The 17,654-nt window shown below is 42.3% G+C and carries 14 protein-coding genes and 1 pseudogene; 8 read left to right on the top strand and 7 right to left on the bottom strand.

Going from position 1 to position 17,654, the window contains the following annotated elements; translation table 11 throughout:
- Nucleotides 1-112: 112 nt before the first annotated feature.
- The 3 genes from fabZ to JOC94_RS15530 form a co-directional block, all read right to left on the bottom strand.
- On the bottom strand, nt 113-544 hold the full coding sequence (gene fabZ / locus JOC94_RS15540) for a 3-hydroxyacyl-ACP dehydratase FabZ (RefSeq protein WP_205179817.1): 432 nt from the start codon (nt 542-544) through the stop codon (nt 113-115).
- Nucleotides 510-1,526, bottom strand: coding sequence for a ketoacyl-ACP synthase III (locus tag JOC94_RS15535; RefSeq protein ID WP_328799806.1), 1,017 nt, complete (start codon nt 1,524-1,526; stop codon nt 510-512). Before JOC94_RS15535 ends, fabZ begins: the two co-directional genes overlap by 35 nt.
- 70 nt (nt 1,527-1,596) lie before the next feature.
- A complete protein-coding gene (locus tag JOC94_RS15530) occupies nt 1,597-2,184 on the bottom strand; it encodes a lysophospholipid acyltransferase family protein (protein WP_077114186.1) in 588 nt (195 codons plus the stop codon).
- Nucleotides 2,185-2,322: 138 nt separating this feature from the next.
- Here JOC94_RS15530 and JOC94_RS15525 point away from each other — a divergent pair, with 138 nt between their 5' ends.
- Nucleotides 2,323-2,799, top strand: coding sequence for a DUF523 domain-containing protein (locus JOC94_RS15525; RefSeq protein WP_077114184.1), 477 nt, complete (start codon nt 2,323-2,325; stop codon nt 2,797-2,799).
- Between the two features lie 254 nt (nt 2,800-3,053).
- Here the strand turns inward: JOC94_RS15525 and JOC94_RS15520 are convergent, their stop codons facing one another.
- The 4 genes and pseudogenes from JOC94_RS15520 to JOC94_RS15495 all read right to left on the bottom strand — a co-directional run bounded on the left by JOC94_RS15520 (nt 3,054) and on the right by JOC94_RS15495 (nt 7,995).
- Nucleotides 3,054-4,277: an MFS transporter gene (locus tag JOC94_RS15520; RefSeq protein ID WP_205179813.1), complete on the bottom strand. Its 1,224-nt coding sequence runs from the start codon at nt 4,275-4,277 to the stop codon at nt 3,054-3,056.
- Between the two features lie 979 nt (nt 4,278-5,256).
- Nucleotides 5,257-6,180, bottom strand: coding sequence for a helix-turn-helix transcriptional regulator (locus JOC94_RS15515; RefSeq protein ID WP_205179811.1), 924 nt, complete (start codon nt 6,178-6,180; stop codon nt 5,257-5,259).
- Nucleotides 6,177-6,933, bottom strand: a pseudogene (locus JOC94_RS23575) (hypothetical protein); the annotation flags it as partial. The gene JOC94_RS15515 and the pseudogene JOC94_RS23575, both read right to left, overlap by 4 nt.
- A 459-nt stretch (nt 6,934-7,392) precedes the next feature.
- A complete protein-coding gene (locus tag JOC94_RS15495) occupies nt 7,393-7,995 on the bottom strand; it encodes a LysE/ArgO family amino acid transporter (protein WP_205179804.1) in 603 nt (200 codons plus the stop codon).
- 338 nt (nt 7,996-8,333) lie between these two features.
- Between JOC94_RS15495 and JOC94_RS15490 the strand changes: the two genes are divergently transcribed.
- The 7 genes from JOC94_RS15490 to JOC94_RS15460 all read left to right on the top strand — a co-directional run bounded on the left by JOC94_RS15490 (nt 8,334) and on the right by JOC94_RS15460 (nt 17,647).
- Complete coding sequence (locus tag JOC94_RS15490) at nt 8,334-9,752, top strand: aminotransferase-like domain-containing protein (RefSeq protein WP_205179802.1); 1,419 nt, start codon at nt 8,334-8,336, stop codon at nt 9,750-9,752.
- Between the two features lie 570 nt (nt 9,753-10,322).
- On the top strand, nt 10,323-11,048 hold the full coding sequence (locus JOC94_RS15485; RefSeq protein WP_205179800.1) for an MOSC domain-containing protein: 726 nt from the start codon (nt 10,323-10,325) through the stop codon (nt 11,046-11,048).
- A gap of 52 nt (nt 11,049-11,100) precedes the next feature.
- Nucleotides 11,101-11,334, top strand: coding sequence for a hypothetical protein (locus JOC94_RS15480; RefSeq protein ID WP_077114170.1), 234 nt, complete (start codon nt 11,101-11,103; stop codon nt 11,332-11,334).
- A gap of 340 nt (nt 11,335-11,674) precedes the next feature.
- Nucleotides 11,675-13,072, top strand: a complete 1,398-nt coding sequence (locus JOC94_RS15475; RefSeq protein WP_205179798.1) for a S8 family peptidase — start codon at nt 11,675-11,677, stop codon at nt 13,070-13,072.
- A gap of 256 nt (nt 13,073-13,328) precedes the next feature.
- The gene (locus JOC94_RS15470) at nt 13,329-13,616 is read left to right on the top strand and encodes a heterocycloanthracin/sonorensin family bacteriocin (protein ID WP_077114164.1); all 288 of its coding nucleotides are present in this window, start codon (nt 13,329-13,331) and stop codon (nt 13,614-13,616) included.
- A 129-nt stretch (nt 13,617-13,745) separates the two neighbouring features.
- The gene (locus JOC94_RS15465) at nt 13,746-15,707 is read left to right on the top strand and encodes a putative thiazole-containing bacteriocin maturation protein (RefSeq protein ID WP_077114162.1); all 1,962 of its coding nucleotides are present in this window, start codon (nt 13,746-13,748) and stop codon (nt 15,705-15,707) included.
- Nucleotides 15,704-17,647, top strand: coding sequence for a TOMM precursor leader peptide-binding protein (locus JOC94_RS15460; protein ID WP_077114160.1), 1,944 nt, complete (start codon nt 15,704-15,706; stop codon nt 17,645-17,647). Before JOC94_RS15465 ends, JOC94_RS15460 begins: the two co-directional genes overlap by 4 nt.
- Nucleotides 17,648-17,654: the final 7 nt, after the last annotated feature.

The following is a 17,654-nucleotide window of genomic DNA, read 5'->3' as shown; positions in this document are numbered from 1 at the left end:
TCATTCAAACAGTGTCGCAGGTAATGGTAATGACACGCGAAATAGGAGAAAATGATCAGGGAAGCTTTACATTCTTTCAGGAAAGGGGAGGGGCGACTCCCCAGGCTGATTTTTACGGTTGATCACTAAATGCAATAATGAGTTCCAATTGGCAAACTAATTCCCCATCAACGGCAGCAATTCCTTTTCTCTTGCCAATAGAACCTTTTACTCGCATAATTTCAACTTCGAGCCGGAGCTGATCTCCTGGTTTTACCTGCTTTTTAAAACGGCATTTATCTATTCCTGCCAATAACCCAATGTTTCCCTTGTTTTCATCTTTAGATAGCATGACAATTGCACTTACTTGAGCCAATGCTTCTACAACTAATACACCCGGCATGACTGGATGATCAGGGAAATGACCATTAAAAAAGTGTTCATTTATGCTTACATTTTTGATTCCAATTGCTCTTTTTCCTTCTTCCAGCTCTATAACCTTATCAACCAATAGAAATGGATGGCGATGTCTAATTATATCCTTCACTTTTTGGGTGTCCAACATGATCAGCACCCCACTTCATAATCAGTCCTGCATGTGTAAGACCTCCGCCAAATCCATAAACTAACAGGGTATCCCCGGTTTTCAATTTGCCCTCATTGATCCCAATTTGTAATGCCAATGGGATAGAAACCGAAGATGTATTTCCCATATATTCAACGCTTGTCAATGTTTGATCCAAGGATAAGCCCGATCTTTCACATATAGATTCGACCATTCTCAAGTTGGCACTGTGGGGAACAAACCAGTCGATGTCATCCATTTGCATCCCTGCTTGTTTCAGCAACTCGTTTATACCCGATGGAAGTGTACGTGAAGCCCACTTATATATTTCTCTTCCATTTTGGACAATTTTCCCAATTTTACTGAGGCCATTTCCATGCATTTGCTTGGATAAGTTTGTTCGATATAAATGTATCCCGCCTGCTCCATGGGTCCCCATATGGCTTGCGATGAAACTTGGCAGTTCCTCATCTTTTTCCACTAAAACTGCTGCTGCGCCGTCTCCAAATAAGACGCATGTCGTCCTGTCTGTATAGTCCGTGATCTTGGATAAGGTTTCTGAAGCGACGAATAAGACTTTACGATGAAGGCCGGATGTAATGAGCCCATTGGCCACATGCAATCCGTACGTAAATCCGGCGCAAGCCGCATTCAGATCCATTGCGCCTGCTTGCTGAATGCGAAAATGCTCTTGAATTTGGCTAGCTACACTTGGAAATGTAAAGTCAGGTGTTGTGGTTGATACGAGGATACAATCCACATCAGAAAGATCTTTGTTGTATTGTTGAATTAAATGTTCTATCGCTTTGAATGCCAATGTGGATGTAAATTCGTTTTCATTGGCAATCCTTCTTTCCTTCATGCCTGTTCTTTGTACAATCCACTCATCGCTCGTATCTACCATTTGTTCTAAATCATCATTTGTCAGTATTTTTTCTGGCACATAAGTTCCTAATGCGGTTATTCTTGCTTTGGATGGGATGTTATTCATATAATCGCTCCTTTAGATCAGTAGATATTATGACCTGGTAACATTCTCAACCATATAAAACTCAATTTTGTTTGCTTATTTGGCTTTGCAAAAAATGTGTTTTTTCGGATAGAAGATTAGTAAAAGCATTCAACTCATCTTTACTATTTGTATTGACATGGAAGGGTTCTCCAAAAATGACTGTAGCTTTTCGCGCTTTTACGAGTTCTTTTAAAGTAGCAGGCCCTTCGTATGCTGCGGGAACGACTGGAACCTTCGCCAAATTGGCGATCGTAACGGCTCCTCGCTTTAAGGAAACATCTTCTACCGTCCTTGTTCCCCCGGGGAATATTCCGACAACTTCTCCGGATTTTAATTGTTTAACAGGTATCTTGATGCTGCTGGGTGAAGGGGTTTCGCGGTTGACCGGAAAGGCATTGATCGCAAAAAGAAAACGGGCAATCAACTTGTTTTGGAACAGTTCTTGTTTTGCCATAAAGTGGATCGGGCGTGGCGTGCAAATGGCTAGAACGACAACATCCAGCCATCCTTTATGAGTACAAGTTAAAACATAGCCCCCTTTACGAGGGAGTGTTTGTTTATTTTGAACTTCCACTTTACCAAGAGTTCGAATTATGATCGTTGCCAAGATTAAAACGAATGAATACATAAAATCACCCTTATTTGTCACCAAGTTTTAGTACCTGGTTCTAATTATATAGAAAGTGTAAAAAATATTCAATGAGAAATCATAAGTATCTTACATATAGTAAAATAGGTAGAGAATCAAGAAAAAGGGGGCAGTTGAATGATCTTGGTCAGTTCATGTCTGGCAGGACTTGAAGTTAGATATAATGGAACACATTGTTTAAATAAACAAATCCATAGATTGGTGGCGGAAAAGAAGGCGGCCATGATCTGCCCTGAATTATGCGGTGGGTTGCCGATTCCAAGAGAACCAGCGGAAATTTTAGCCGGTAATGGTTTTGATGTCTTGGATGGCAAGGCAAAAGTCCTGACAAAATCAGGCGCGGATGTAACGGATTTTTACATAAAAGGGGCTTACGCCATTTTGGAAAAAGCGAAGGAAATCAATGCGTCCATTGTTATTCTGAAAGAAAACAGCCCTTCTTGCGGAAGTTCCATGATCTATGACGGAGAGTTCAAAGGTAATCAAGTTGTTGGGGACGGAGTTACTTCCGCATTATTAAAAAGAAACGGATTTCGGGTCATTTCTGAGGAGCAACTGGATGAGGAATTGATTGATTCATTGATGAACATGTAACTAAATAAAGTGGGATAAACGGTAAGACCATAGGCGATAACAAAAAAAGGGCGTGAAGTGGTAGACTTATGTTCGCAAGAGGATGCAGCGGGAGATGGTTACTATTTATTATTTCGGGGAGCGATCAAGATATGAAGGGAATATCCAAAACAATTCCTTTGGTTTGTGATCAATGTTGAGACCGACCTTCAAATAAAAAAAACGCTTATTTTCATCTTAAAAATGGATAAGCGTTTTTCATTTTCGTCTAAAGATTAAGCTGTTTTTCCCTTTACTTGCTTTATTCCCGTTTGTAGCAACAAATAGGCGATAACAAATGTAAGAGCGGCAGTGTAAAATAATGCTGGATGTCCGAATAAGTCCATTGTTAAACCGAGTGTCGCGGGTGCAATGACAGATGCTGACATAGAGAACAAGTAATACATTCCAGTAAAAAAGCCAATTTTTGTCAGTCCTCCCAGATCGGCAACGAGCGGATAGGCCTGCACGTTAATGAACGCCCAAGCGATTCCGCCAATAAATAGGATTATTTTCAGAACGAACATGGAACTGAGCCAAGGCATGATTAAAAATACAATAGGTAAGAAAACCAACCCGAGTAACATCGTCTTTCCTTTGCCAAGCCGTGTTCCAATGATACCCGCAGGAATTGCAAACACGACAAATGATAAACTAAAAAAACCAAGTGTCAACCCCGCATCTCCGGGACTTGCTTGTAAATGTTCAGTGGCGTACACAGTAAATTGCGCTTCTAGCCCACTATAGCCTATAAAGTATAAAAAGATTGCTAGTAAAATAAATAAATGCCCTCGAAAATCTGTATGGAATAATTTAGAAGCACTTTCCTTTAATGCTTGTAACGCCTTCACCTCTTCGTTTTCTTCTTGATGGACAGCAGCATACTTTGGATTTCGTTCAACAACAAAAAATAAGAGAACGGCAGCTAGAAATAATAATATACCACCTATGGAAAATGGATAATAAATTGATTGATCATAAAGTGGGGCTAAAATGAAAAGAGCGATTAAAGCGCCGATCCCGCCCATGAAATTGATATAACCGTTTGCTTTTGAACGATCGTCCTTTGGAGTGTGATCGGGCATTAACGCAATGACTGGCGCACGGAAAATAGTCATCGCCAATAAAAAGATGATATCAACAATAAGCAAGATGAGAAGAGTCGTTTGACTGGAAAAAGGAAGAATAATAAAAAATAAGGCTGCTAATGGCATTCCAACGAGTAAAAATGGTAATCGTCCGCCAAGTGGCGTTTTCAGTCGGTCCGACCAAGCCCCAATGATGGGAATCAACAAGACGGCCAGTAAATTGTCTAGTCCCATAATGGAACCGCGGATTGCTCGACTTTCAATAAAGTCTCCCAAGATGATCGGCATATATGCGTTATATACTGTCCAAACGAGTGTTAAAGCAAAAAATCCGCTTCCAATACTTGTATATATAAAAGTAGGTTTCCTCATATTCACACTCCTCAATAAAAATTACTTATTCTTGACGAGAATCTATTCGCACTCGAGAAATAAATCAAACGAAAGGCCATACAAAATGGATTGATTTAGGCTTTTTGAAAAATTACTAACGATTTGTATTCCCCCTTTACTTTTAGGGCTGGTGCGCCTCTTTGCAGTGAAAGAAGAGCGCTGGTTCTATGTTATGCTAAAACCAACTCGATTTATATGAATATTTCATAATTTTTATAATGCCGTTTCATATTAAGCTTCAACATTTGCATGACGAGCTTGCTATTTGTGACGATTCAACGATGTTTTCTGGATTTCTTCCATGAGGATATTAATAATAGCTGTACCCTTTATCCCTGGAATTTTAAAAGAAGTGAATGGCATTTCTGGCTTGGACAGTGACATCCGCTATCGTGTAAGACATACGGGACTGATTCGTTCATATTTCGTATCAAAATAACCGATATGAGGTCCCTTTTTCTAAATCATATCATATGAAAACACAAACCCACACTATAAATAGGGAATATGTGAAACCTGTCTTAAGGGCTTCGGAAAAACGCAATTCATTTTCGGAAGAGGAGATAGCTGTTGGAGTCATAAAAAAAGTAGTATAGGGCTTGCTCTATAAATGGAAGCGATTGAGCTGCAATTGCTGGCAAAAGAATGAGCATTTTAAGTGCTCTTCTCCCGATATTTCAGATGGTCCAAGGAGATAAAGCAAGTCAGTTTTGAAAGAGACAGAACTGTTTTTCATATTGCTATGAAATGTAGACTGATGAAGGTGGAGAGTAGGATCGCTAAAAACCGATGATCCTACTGTTTGTCTTTGGTCCCGCCCTGATTCATTGATATGAGAGAGGACCGTCCATTAATTGGGAATTTCATATTGGTTGTTCAGCCGTCTGTCAATCTAGTTAAGGAAAAATGTATAATGTTATGGCATGAAGGTTTCTTGGTTTTCCATTTCATGGCGATTTTATTCTTTATATATGTTTTTCATGTCATCTAAACAAGTTATAAACTTGTGAATCAATTCTTTCGGATGCAAGATACGGACTTTGTTTCTATAACTGATAATGTGGGTAAGGGCTTGATCAATGGTGTAATATTCTTTCGTTACACTTATTGTCCCATCTGGATGATTCATTATTTCGTCTTCCCTGAAATTATCCAGCACTTGTGCTCTCGCCTCTTGACTAAACTGGAGGCGCACTGTGAATGGGATTGCGTTGTTTTCCGATTTCCCATTCTTCTTTGCGTCTATATCCTCCATTGTATAAGGACGTCTCGTAAAATAGCGATCTGTGTTAAGTGTTTCGATGATACGTGTGAGTTTGAATACCCGAAGCTCATGTCGCAATAAACAATAAGCCCAAGTGTACCAGTTGTAATCTTTTAAAAAAATAGCCATAGGTTCAATATATCGCTCTGTTTCATTGCCGTTATAGTCAACATATCGTATTCTGATCACTCTGCTATGTTGAATCGAGTGATAAATGACTTGAATATGATGCTGCGTAAGATCACTTGACTGCGAAATTTGAAAATGGACACAATGATCCTGTATTGATTCTGGATCAATTAACTGGTTGACTTTTGCAAGCAAAGACTCAATATCTTTTAAGCCGGTTGCGTTTTCTACGCTTTTCAATGCCCATTGTATAGAAAGCAGATCGTCTAACGTCAGGTATTTTTTATCTAATCGAAATCCCTCCATTAATTCATAACCGCCCTCTTGGCCGGGAAGTGACAGGATGGGAATCCCTGCACGGCTTAGAGAATTGATATCTCTGTAGATCGTTCTCTCCGATACTTCAAAGTACCTGGATAGCTCTGCCGCTTTCATTCTTTTTCGATGGATTAGCAAGACAGTGATTCCAAATAGACGCTCGATTTTCAATGTTCATCCCTCTGTTGAAAATCTTTTCTTATATATTGTGCGGTTAGGGAGTTGCTCTTTGTTGTGAAATCATATGGTGTACCAGCAAACATGATTTCTCCTCCTTTCTTTCCGCCACCGGGTCCAAGGTCAATGATCCAACCCGCTTGTTTGATCATATCTATTGTGTTCAATGGCAATAACTACTTCCATTATCAATCAAACGATTCAAGATAGCTCGATATCGGACATATGAAGTCCAGTTGTCGGCTCGTCAAGCACGTAGATGTTTCCGGTTCGATGCAACGCGCTTGCCAGTTTCACTCCCTGACACTTTCCACCAGATAGTGTATTAAGCGGCTGGCTTAATTCGCTAGGAATCTTTCTTCACCCGGAGAATGCCCTCTCCACCAGATAGTGTGTCAAGTGGCTGGTCCAATGTCATGTCGTCTAGGCCCACTTCCGATAATGTTTTTAAATTGCCAACGATCTCTTTACTCCGAAAAAAATGCACATGCATTCATCACTGTCAGATCTAAAACATTCTATATGGATTTGCCATTTAATGTATACTGGAGAACTGCTTCTTTAAACCGTTTGCCATGACATCTCTCATAAGGAGCTCTAACACTTTCGGGGAATGCGAGATCGATATAAATAAATCCGTTCCCCTGACATTCGGGGCAAGCTCCTTTTGAGTTGAAACTAAAAAGCTTGGGCAAAGGAATCTCTTATCGTATCCATTATACCTGTATAGGTTGCCGAGGGCGACCGTCCCTTTTGGATGATTGAATGAGAAAACATCGGATTCTTCCATGCGGGAAAATAATAATCGTAAGAATGAATCAATATCTGTGATTGTACCGAGCGCTGAACGACATTTCCTCCTAATGACTACCGCAGGGGAAAGATTCTCGATGGACAATGTGTTTGGTTGACTGGGCGTCGGCAATCTATTTTAAATATATGTCGTAAAAGTTTGATTCAACTGACCCTTACTGATTGTATCGAACTGCCTGATCCGGAAACGCCGGTGAACACCGTAAGCTTCTTCTTTGGAATCGTGAGTGACACATTTTTTACATGATTTTCTTGCAAACCAACCAATCGCATCATTTGATATTCAGCCATAACGGTTCGTTCCTGCAGTCAATATATAAAAGACTATACAGCAACTCCTTGACAGCATTATGTCAGGGATGCAAAAAATTATTTTCAGCTTGAAGGGGCTGTTCAAATAAAGTCAAGCATGAGATAAAGCGCAGTTCCCCATATAAACAGCGCTGAGCACTTGTTGAAGATGTTCATTAATTTTCCTCCGCCATCCAGTTGCTTCATGATCCGGCCCGCCGCTGTTAATCCAAAGAACCAAATCCAGGACACTGAAATGCAGGAAATTGTAAAAAGAATTTGTTCCCATCCGGTATATTTTAAAGCGCTTGTCCCAATGACGCCGATGATATCCAAGATAGCATGGGGATTTAATAAAGAGACGGACAAGGCAAAAATGATTTGCTGGCGGATTGGCAATGCTTTATTCGTCTCAGTTGTTGCGGGTTTTGCCCTCCAAATTACGTACCCCATGTAAAGTAAAAATAAAATGCCTGCAGCCATGAGGCCCATCCGCAGCCATTCAAATTGCAACACAATGGCGGATACTCCTAAGATGGCCAAAAGAATCAACAATGTATCGCATAGACCGGCTGTAATAGCCGCAGGCAGGGACCAAATCCATTTTGGCTGGGTGGCCCCTTGTGAAAATATAAATACATTCTGCACACCTAAAGGCAAAATGAGGCCGAATGCCAAGATGATTCCGTGTAGAATGCTTTCCAAAACGATCAGCTTCCTTTCTAATTCTAGCGCACTATGTTACAACTAAAAGAAAACGGCCAATTGGATGGTTTTTTGCCCAACCATTTAGGGATGGTGAGGCGAATGGGAAACCGAATCGGCCTACTCTTTTTTCTTTCTAATTCTAGCGTACTATGTTACAACTAAAAGAAAACGGCCAATTGGATGGTCTTTTGCCCAACCATTTAGGGATGGTGAGGCGAATGGGAAACCGAATCGGCCTACTCTTTTTTTCTTTCTAATTCTAGCGTACTATGTTACATCTAAAAGAAAACAGCCAATTGGATGGTTTTCTATCCATCCAATTTAGGGGTGATAGGATGAGTTGGAAACCGAATCGACACTCTCATTTGACGATTCATGAACAAATTGTTGAATGGATCAAGTCCAGAATTGAGAGAGGGGATTGGACAGTTGGTACGAAACTTCCGACACAGCGTCAGCTTGCGGCACAGTGTGAAGTGAATCGCAGTACGGTGCAGCTCGCTCTTGATGAATTACGGGCGGATGGGTGGCTGGAATCGAAGGTCGGATCAGGCGTATACGTGGCGAATAATGTTTGGAATATGCATTTGAGAAAAGTCCAGCCGAATTGGAAGAAGCATATTGAATCAAGTATCTATAAACCGAACTATCATACGATTCAACTGATCAATGAGTTTGAACAAAATGATCGGATCATCCGGCTTGGAACAGGTGAATTATCACCTGAATTGCTGCCAACAAAACTGCTGGAGCAGTCTTTACAAGAAATATCACTTGAACAAAAGGCAATCGGTTATTCCTCGCCGCAAGGAAGCGAAAAGTTGCGCGGCATTTTATGTAAGTATTTAAAAGCCAGGGGAATCGAAACCGCCCCGGAAAACATACTGATTGTTTCCGGTGCGCTTCAAGCGCTTCAATTAATTGCCATGGGCCTATTAGAACAGGGCTCGATTGTATTCCAGGAACAGCCCTCATATTTACATTCCGTCCATCCTTTTCAATCAGCCGGCATGCGTATGATATCCGTTTTAAGAAATAGTCGCTTGGGTGGCCATTTGCGAAAAATTAAGAGAAACAGGCAATCTTTATTTTATTGTGTGCCGACATTAAACAATCCGACGGGGCACAGTTGGTCTTTGGAGGAAAAGAAACATTTGTATGAAGTGTGCAAAGAGCTGCAAATTCCCATTATTGAAGATGATGTATACCATGAATTATTATTTCAGCGGCCATCTCCTCCTATCAAGTCGTTTGACACATCAGGACAAGTGCTATATATCGGCAGTGTTTCCAAGACACTAAGCCCGGGTTTAAGGATTGGTTGGGTAGTTGCGCCTGAACCTGTTGTGAAAAGATTAGCAGATATTAAGATGCAAACGGATTATGGTTCAAGCGCCTTTTCCCAAGAAATTGTTGCTCACTGGATATCGACCGGTTTATACGACATTCACTTGGAAAATCTCCGTACTCAATTGAAGAAAAGAGCGGCATTTGTAGAAGGATTATTAGAACAGCATTTTCAGAAGGTGGCCAGTTGGAAAAACTCGGAGGGCGGTTTTTACATATGGCTCAGGTTCCATGAACCGGTCGTGAACAAGGCTCTTTTTTTAAAATTGCTTCACTATCATGTCTTAATTAATCCAGGCTACATTTATGAAACAAGGGATTTACATCATATTCGCCTTTCATACGCCTATGCGTCGTTGGAAGAATTAAAAGAAGGGTTGCTTACTTTATTGGAGCTTATAAAGTGAAACTTCATTCAGTAGGCGTTTTCTTCCCTCTTCTACTGAATGTTAGTTGAAAACGAATCGGGCATTTGGGTGCGTTTTCTCCCACTTAGACCTTTTGTATCAACTCAGGTCTTGAAGTGGTGTATATGGCACCTTACATGCGGGATAAAGTGAAACTTCATTCAGTAGGCGTTTTCTTCCCTCTTCTACTGAATGTTAGTTGAACGAATCGGGCATTTATGTGCCGTTATCTCCCACTTGGACCTTTTGTATTCACCCAAAATTTTGAAGTGGTAGTCTTACGGCACCTTACATGCGGGATAAAACAATAAGTTGGCAGAGGAAAGATATACATATTTTTCAATTTGATATAAAAAGCCGGGATTCCTTCCCGGGAAATCACCGCCTGGCAAAAGTTCAGAAAGTTCACTAACTAGAATGTACAAACGTACTTCCATTAGGTGCGATCACTTTTACCAGGTTGCTATTTTCTTCATTTTCAAGGATTTATCAGCGGAAAGTCAGTAATATAGTGTTGAAGCTGTTACCGGCATGTTACCATTGAATAAAACAGACGCGGGAGGGAATACAATGCTGATCGGCCATATCAAGGAAATTGTTCGTCATCCTGTAAAATCTTTTCACGGAGAGAGAGTCAACAAGACGAAAGTAATGGCGTATGGCTTATACGGTGATCGAAGCCACGCCTTTTTAGATAAAAAGCGCCCCGGGAAGTTTTTAACCATTACTCAATTTCCGGGAATGGTCCGCTATAAAGCGAGATTCGCGGGAGAGGAATCGATGACGCGGTATCCTAGAGTGGAAATAACGACCCCAGCTGGAAAAGTGTTTAACTGGGGAGATGAAGATCTGATAAAGGATATTGAAAATAGAGCAAACAGGGAAGTAGCGTCAATTGTTTATACACCCGAGCAAGTTCCTCTCGGGGCTATAGAAGAGGAGCATATTCAACTTGTAACGGATGCCTCCGTCGAAAAACTGCAAGAAATATGGGGGAAATCGGTCAATTATCGACGTTTTCGTCCCAATCTATTGATTTCTTTAAAAGATAAAATCCCTTTTATCGAAGAGGAATGGTTCGGCAAAAAAATAAAAATAGGCAAGCAAGTTGAAATAGAGCTAAAAAGACATTGTGAAAGATGCATGATCATCACGGTCGACCCCAATCATGCGGAACGGGACCCCAGCTTGCTCAAAACAGTTGTTAAAGAAAGGAATAATCATTTTGGTGTTTATGCTTCTGTCATAAAAACCGGTGACATTCAGGTGGGTGATGAAGTATTTCTTATGGATTGATCTGCGTTAAAACGATTATAATAGAAGAATGAACATGATAGGGGGCATGCTGATGAATCCAGGACAACAGAAATTCAAGTCGTTTATTTTGGAAAGAGTAAAAGAGGGCGAGCAGGACAAAGCCGAAGTGTTACTTTCCGAAAGCTTTCAGAAACTGGATGAAAGAAGTTTTGACCAAAGCTATCTCAAGAGCTTTATGCCCAGAATGAAAAGCTTGTTAAAACCAGAACATGTTGAAGAGGTTGAAGCGATCATGAAAGAATTCGGCGCGAAGTTTTCCGGATAATGTGCAAGGACAGGGGGAGAAAGCCTGTCCTTGTTTTTTTTCGAAAAAAGCTTTCCAGTTTTTAATGGGAATATGATTAGAATAAAACAGCCAAAAACCAAAAAAAGCCAGACGGCCACCTCCCAAGTAAGGAAGGGAAAACCGAATATCTGCTTTGTCAGGGCTGATTTTTATAAAAGTTTGGCTCCTTTTATCTTGATCCCTGAGTTGATGGTTTATCCGTCAACTCATTTTTTTATGGGCTGAACTTACCCATTATAAAATAATTTATGTTGGACAGGATATACGGTAAACAGGGATCATTTGCTCCCATTTTCATGTCACAACTTGAGGTGCAACTATGCGAAGAAAGGCCATTATCATTACTTTATTCTTTATTTTGGGGTTTGCGGCTATTATGGGAGTGAACTTTCAAAGGCAAGCGGACCAAGAGCCTTTTCACTCCAACGAAGACCAGAGTGTCAGAAATTTACAAGTGAATAACTTACAGCAAGAAAGTTCCCGTATTCAAAAAGTAGATATGCTTTCTGTCGGCAACAATATAAAAATGAAATTGAACAGCAACCCCTCTATCAAAATCATCCGCCATAATGAGAAGGATCAAAGTCATTACTACGATAAAGAAGCCGTTGTGGATTTTAAAGGTCCTCCTACTGAAGCGGAAATCCATAAAATAGTCCGGGAAATTGACGGGGAACTGAAGAAAAAACTCGATTCCGTCTATATTTTTCAATCAAATAGCCAATCCACGGCTGAATTGATACAATATTTTACCCAAAACGATCAAGTTGCGTTTGCTGAACCGCATTATATTTATTTGCAAAATGAAGTGAACGATACTTTTTTTCGCAATTATCAATGGAATCTGCCGGCGATCGGAACAGAAAGAGGATGGAATGTCACGCGGGGTTCGGAAGATGTAAAAATTGCCGTAGTTGACACAGGTGTGGATTTGGATCACCCTGATTTATCCGGCCGGTTGGCAGAGGGGTATAATGTTCTTGCTCAAAATGACAATCCGGATGACGATAATGGACATGGCACTCATGTAGCCGGGATTATCGCGGCGGTGACGAATAATGCCGAAGGGGTGGCGGGAATTACATGGTATAACCCGATTATGCCGGTAAAAGTGATGAATGCCGAAGGAATTGGCGGTTCCTTTGATGTGGCTGAGGGCATTCGCTGGGCGGCCGATCATGGGGCTAACGTCATCAACCTGAGCTTGGGGAATTATCAGCCCTCTGTCATTTTAAAGGACGCCATTCGTTACGCATTGGAAAAAGATATCATTGTCATCGCAGCGGCCGGAAATGATAATACAATTCAGCCGAGCTTCCCGGCAGCCCTGCCGGGGGTCATCAGTGTAGCTGCGGTCGATTGGGAAGGAAAGCGGGCTCATTTCTCCAACTTTGGGGATCATATTGACATAGCGGCGCCTGGAGTTTATATTCCCAGCACTTTTACGGACGGGCAGTATGCAAGTCTCAGCGGCACATCTATGGCTGCTCCCCATGTCAGCGCTTTGGCTGGCCTCATCCGTTCTGTAAATCCGGATATGAAGAACACGGAAGTGCTGGATATCATCACACAAACAACACAAAATATTGGAAGGAACGGCCCAGACATTTACTACGGGAACGGGATTATAGATAATACGAAAGCATTGCGGGTAGCCTATAATAGAACAAGGCCTTTTGGACGGGCCCGAGAGTGGTTTAATCAATTTGGCGGCTGACAGCTGATTCGAGTGTTTGCTCAGCCGCCTTTAGAGCTGATGATTGATCTTCTTGCTATATGAACAGTTGTACGAATACTCATAAAAAATAGGCATTGGAATCAGTAACAATACCCACCCATCGTTCATAATTTGTGAGTATTGAAGTACAGGTGGACTTAAAATCAGCAGTTACACATTTGTAATTCCATTTGGTTTTGTTCACCTTTCCATACTTCTGGAAGATCTTTTCATTACATTTTCGGAGGCGGCAAAAATGAACGATTTCCAAAACGAACTACAAATGTTAAATGTGGGTGATTTCCAAGCAAGTGAGGCAATTCCTTGGGACTATAGCCAGTACAATTTGGATTCCTCTCGACAATTCGGCGTTTTTGGCGGCTATGGCGGTTGTTTTCGATGTTATAGTTGTTTTAATTGTTTCAATTGTTCTAACTGCTATAGTTGTTTTAGTTGTTACCGTTGCTATAGTTGTGGTGGCGGCTGTGGTGGTCGTTGTGGCGGTCGATGCGGCGGCCGTTGCGGTGGTCGATGCGGTGGTTAAAAAAAATACCAAAGGTCCCTGTATAAGTTGTGCGGGGACTTTTTTTTAAAAGATTAACATAAGAAACAAGTTCCTTTACATAACATTATATTGATAATGATGATTCAGTTAAGGGTAAGGAGGAGCGGAATGCCAAATGTGACCCCTGATATGCGCTTGAAGGTGAAAAGAGATACGTTTTTTCTCCCTGATTCAAACAATAGTGTGTATTTCCGAAATAACGTCAGTTCTTTCCGCATGGAAGGAAGCGCAATCGATCAGTGGATTGAAAAGTTATTGCCGATGTTTAACGGTGAGTACACGCTGGAAGATTTAACGGAGGAATTACCAGGTTCATACCGGGATCGTATCTATGAAATTGCTGAAGTACTGTACCGGAATGGATATGTTCGGGATGTGAGCCAAGATCTTCCGCATCAGTTGATGGATCAGGTTGTTAAAGAATATGCTTCTCAAATTGAGTTTTTAGATAGTCTGGGAGGTTCTGGTGCGAACCGATTTCAAACCTATCGTCAGTCCAAAGTGTTGGCAGTCGGCTCTGGTCCTTTTTTCGTCTCGTTGGTATCCTCGTTGCTTCAATCCGGTTTGCCAAAGTTCCAAATGTTAATGATGGATACTGTACCGACCAATAGACAGCGATTGAAGGAGATTGTGGCACACTCTCGTAAAACAGACAGCGAAGTGGAGGTAGAAGAGATCCGCTTTCAGAAGGAGGGGATAAGTGCTTGGCGAGAGGTTGTTCAACCGTTTGATTTCATATTGTATGTATCTCAAGAGGGAGATATAGAGGAATTGAGAGTTCTTCATACGATTTGCAGGGAAGAGAAGAAGACTTTTTTCCCAGCTATTTGCCAACAGCATGTGGGACTGGCAGGTCCGTTGGTGCGTCCGGACTCTAAGGGGTGTTGGGAGTCTGCGTGGAGGCGCGTGCATAGAACTGTATTTTCTGGCGAACAGCAGGCTCCCGGTTTCTCTGCTACAGCATGCGCAATGTTGGCTAATGTAATGGTGTTTGATTTGTTTAAAGAGATTACAAGAGTGGCCGGAACTGAACCGAACAACCAATTCTACCTGCTTGATCTGAATACATTGGAAGGGAACTGGTATTCTTTTTTTCCCCATCCGTTGGTGGCAGGCCGACGTTTATCTGCTGAATGGGTAAGAGATTTAGAATTGCGTCGCGAACGAAAACCAGACATAGATGTTCAACCGGATGAATTACTTCTTTATTTCGATCAGTTAACATCAGAGGAATCCGGGATTTTCCATATTTGGGATGAGGGGGATTTGAAGCAACTGCCTTTAGCTCAGTGCCGGGTTCAGGTAGCCGACATATTGTCTGAGGGACCTGCGGAGGTGTTGCCGGAAATCGTTTGTACCGGTCTGACGCATGAGGAAGCACGCAGGGAAGCTGGTCTGGCCGGAATTGAAGCATATGTGTCGCAAGCAGTCGATTTGCTTGATATGACTCCTTCATTTCACGAAGTAGAGGAAAGCGCGGCAGTACAGGAATTCATTGGCGTTGGTGCGGGTGAAACGTTTGTTGAAGGTGTTTGCCGGGGATTGCAAAGGTGTTTAGATGAGGAACTGAACAAGCAGCGGTTCCATAAGAAAATGACTTTTACCCGATTGCAGTTGGCTAAGATAGAGGATGAACGCTGTCGGTTTTATCTGGAGTCACTGGCTACCATGCAGGGACTGCCAATTATTGGTTTAGGAGAGGAAGTGGCCGGTTTCCCTTTGGTATGGGTCGGTACGAAGGACAACTGGTTTGGCAGTGTAGATTTGAATATCACAATGGCATTAAGAAAAGCTTTACAACAAGTGCTTATGAAGGCCCAAAACAAAGAAGCTTCACTCACGTTGAAAACATTGAAGGCTTCGTCCATCTTAATGGAAGAAAAGATTCCCTTAAGACTTGAAATCCCGGCTTGTGAAAAGATAACTGGACCAGATATTCGTTCCGCTATGCAAGTTTTGGAGCGTAACAACAAGAGGCTCTTAGTCTTTGATTTGGCCTTGGAACCATTTTTGAAAGAAGGAATCGCAGGCGTATTTGGTGTGCTGTTGCGGGAGGAGGGATCACGATGAGTGCTGTAGTGGCGGTTGTAGGAGAAGGGTTGCTTGCAGACATTATGTCAAAAGAACTGTGCGCTCAAGACATAGTAGTTCGCCGTATCAATCTTGAGGCGGGGGTACCGGAAACAGCTGATCTTGTTCTAGTATTACATGATATGTGGCATCCTTCCATTCATAAAAAGGCGGAAGAAGTGTTGCGGACAAGCGGGATCCCGTGGCTGCGAGGCTTTGTTTCATTTGGAGAGGGTGTGATTGGACCGCTTGTACGTCCTGGTACACCAGGATGTTCCAATTGTGCCGATAAGCGACGCTTTATGGCTGGGCGAGACCGCAATGAAATGTGGGAAATAGAGAAGGGACTGGAAGCGTACGGAGAAGTGCCGCGTGACGCATGGGCATCGCGCACGGGACTATCACAGCTGGCCTGCCTTCTTGAGGCGGAGGCAAGGAAAGTATTGGAGGGCGCTCAGGCTTACTCGGAAGGCCGCTTATTTTTAGTGAATCTGAAAACGTTGAAGGGTTCGTGGCATTCGTTTCTTCCCGACCCATCATGCCCGTTTTGCGGCCATTTACCCAATGATTCACCTGCAGGGGCCAGCATTTCTCTGCAGCCCAGTCTTAAGATCCATAGCGACAGTTACCGCTGCCGTTCGATGGATGAGCTGAAAAATGTACTAATCAAAGACTATCTCGATCATCGGACTGGTTTATTAAATGCTAAAACGTATGAGCTTGTTCTGCCATTTGCCGATGTAAGTGTCAATCTGCCATTGTTCAGCGGGGACGAAGGAGTGGCTGGCAGGACTCATTCATATATGATTAGTGAGTGCACAGCTATTTTGGAAGGATTGGAGAGGCATTGTGGTCTGTCTCCCCTTGGAAAACGAACAGTCATTCATGACAGTTTTCGTCATTTGGAAGACCGGGCACTCAATCCCATCAAAGTAGGCGTTCACTCTCAAGAACAGTATGCACAGTCCGATTTTCCTTTTAAAGCATTTCATCCCGATCAACCTATTAATTGGGTGTGGGGCTATTCATTTTTGCTCGAACGACCTATTTTGGTTCCAGAGTTGCTTGCTTATTACAGCTTGGGCTGCGGAGGGGGTTTTGTCTATGAAACTTCCAATGGATGTGCAGTAGGCGGAAGTTTAGAGGAGGCCATTTTTTACGGTATTATGGAAGTCGTTGAGCGTGATTCGTTTCTGATAACTTGGTATGCCGAGCTGACACTCCCGCGCATAGACCCTTTCTCCACTGATGACCAAGAGTTAAAGCTGATGATTGAACGTGTGCGGACAGTGGGTGGATATGATCTGTATTTTTTTAACTCAACGATGGAAAACGGAATTCCAAGTGTTTTGGTGTTGGCGAAAAACAGAAAAAAAGAGGGGCTAAATATCATCAGTGCTGCTGGTGCTCATCTGGATCCGATAAGAGCTGCGAAGAGCGCGGTTCATGAGTTGGCTGGCATGATGCTAATACTCGATGAGCATTTTGAGACTAATAAGCAGGAGTATATGCGAATGTTGCAAAACTCTTCCCTTGTGCGGAAGATGGATGATCATGGCATGTTGTATGGGTTGCCGGAAGCGGAAGAACGCTTGCATTTTTTGCTGGCAAATAATCGTCCATTGCGAACGTTTGGAGATGAATTCAAATGCAGGGAAGGGCATGCAGATCTTACTGATGAACTGCGGGATGTTCTTAAGGTGTTTAGCCGATTGAACCTGGATGTAATAGTAGTCGATCAAACGACACCGGAAATCAGACGAAACGGACTGTTTTGTGTGAAAGTACTGATTCCAGGGATGTTGCCGATGACATTCGGGCAACATCTTACCCGCTTAACAGGGCTGGATAGAGTGCTCAAGGTACCAATGGAACTCGGTTATGAGAGACAACCGCTCACATTGGAACAACTCAATCCATATCCACATCCATTCCCGTAACCGATGG

It is taken from the genome of Siminovitchia thermophila (genome assembly GCF_016909185.1).
Classification (GTDB): Bacteria; Bacillota; Bacilli; order Bacillales; family Bacillaceae_C; genus Siminovitchia; species Siminovitchia thermophila.
This window is presented reverse-complemented; position numbering and strand designations above follow the sequence as displayed.

Excerpts from the sequence above, each read along its gene's own strand:
- fabZ (WP_205179817.1), bottom strand. The coding sequence starts at position 544 with ATGTTGGACACCCAAAAAGTGAAGGATATAATTAGACATCGCCATCCA.
- JOC94_RS15530 (WP_077114186.1), bottom strand. The coding sequence starts at position 2,184 with ATGTATTCATTCGTTTTAATCTTGGCAACGATCATAATTCGAACTCTT.
- JOC94_RS15525 (WP_077114184.1), top strand. The coding sequence starts at position 2,323 with ATGATCTTGGTCAGTTCATGTCTGGCAGGACTTGAAGTTAGATATAAT.
- JOC94_RS15520 (WP_205179813.1), bottom strand. The coding sequence starts at position 4,277 with ATGAGGAAACCTACTTTTATATATACAAGTATTGGAAGCGGATTTTTT.
- JOC94_RS15490 (WP_205179802.1), top strand. The coding sequence starts at position 8,334 with ATGAGTTGGAAACCGAATCGACACTCTCATTTGACGATTCATGAACAA.
- JOC94_RS15485 (WP_205179800.1), top strand. The coding sequence starts at position 10,323 with ATGCTGATCGGCCATATCAAGGAAATTGTTCGTCATCCTGTAAAATCT.
- JOC94_RS15480 (WP_077114170.1), top strand. The coding sequence starts at position 11,101 with ATGAATCCAGGACAACAGAAATTCAAGTCGTTTATTTTGGAAAGAGTA.
- JOC94_RS15475 (WP_205179798.1), top strand. The coding sequence starts at position 11,675 with ATGCGAAGAAAGGCCATTATCATTACTTTATTCTTTATTTTGGGGTTT.
- JOC94_RS15470 (WP_077114164.1), top strand. The coding sequence starts at position 13,329 with ATGAACGATTTCCAAAACGAACTACAAATGTTAAATGTGGGTGATTTC.
- JOC94_RS15465 (WP_077114162.1), top strand. The coding sequence starts at position 13,746 with ATGCCAAATGTGACCCCTGATATGCGCTTGAAGGTGAAAAGAGATACG.
- JOC94_RS15460 (WP_077114160.1), top strand. The coding sequence starts at position 15,704 with ATGAGTGCTGTAGTGGCGGTTGTAGGAGAAGGGTTGCTTGCAGACATT.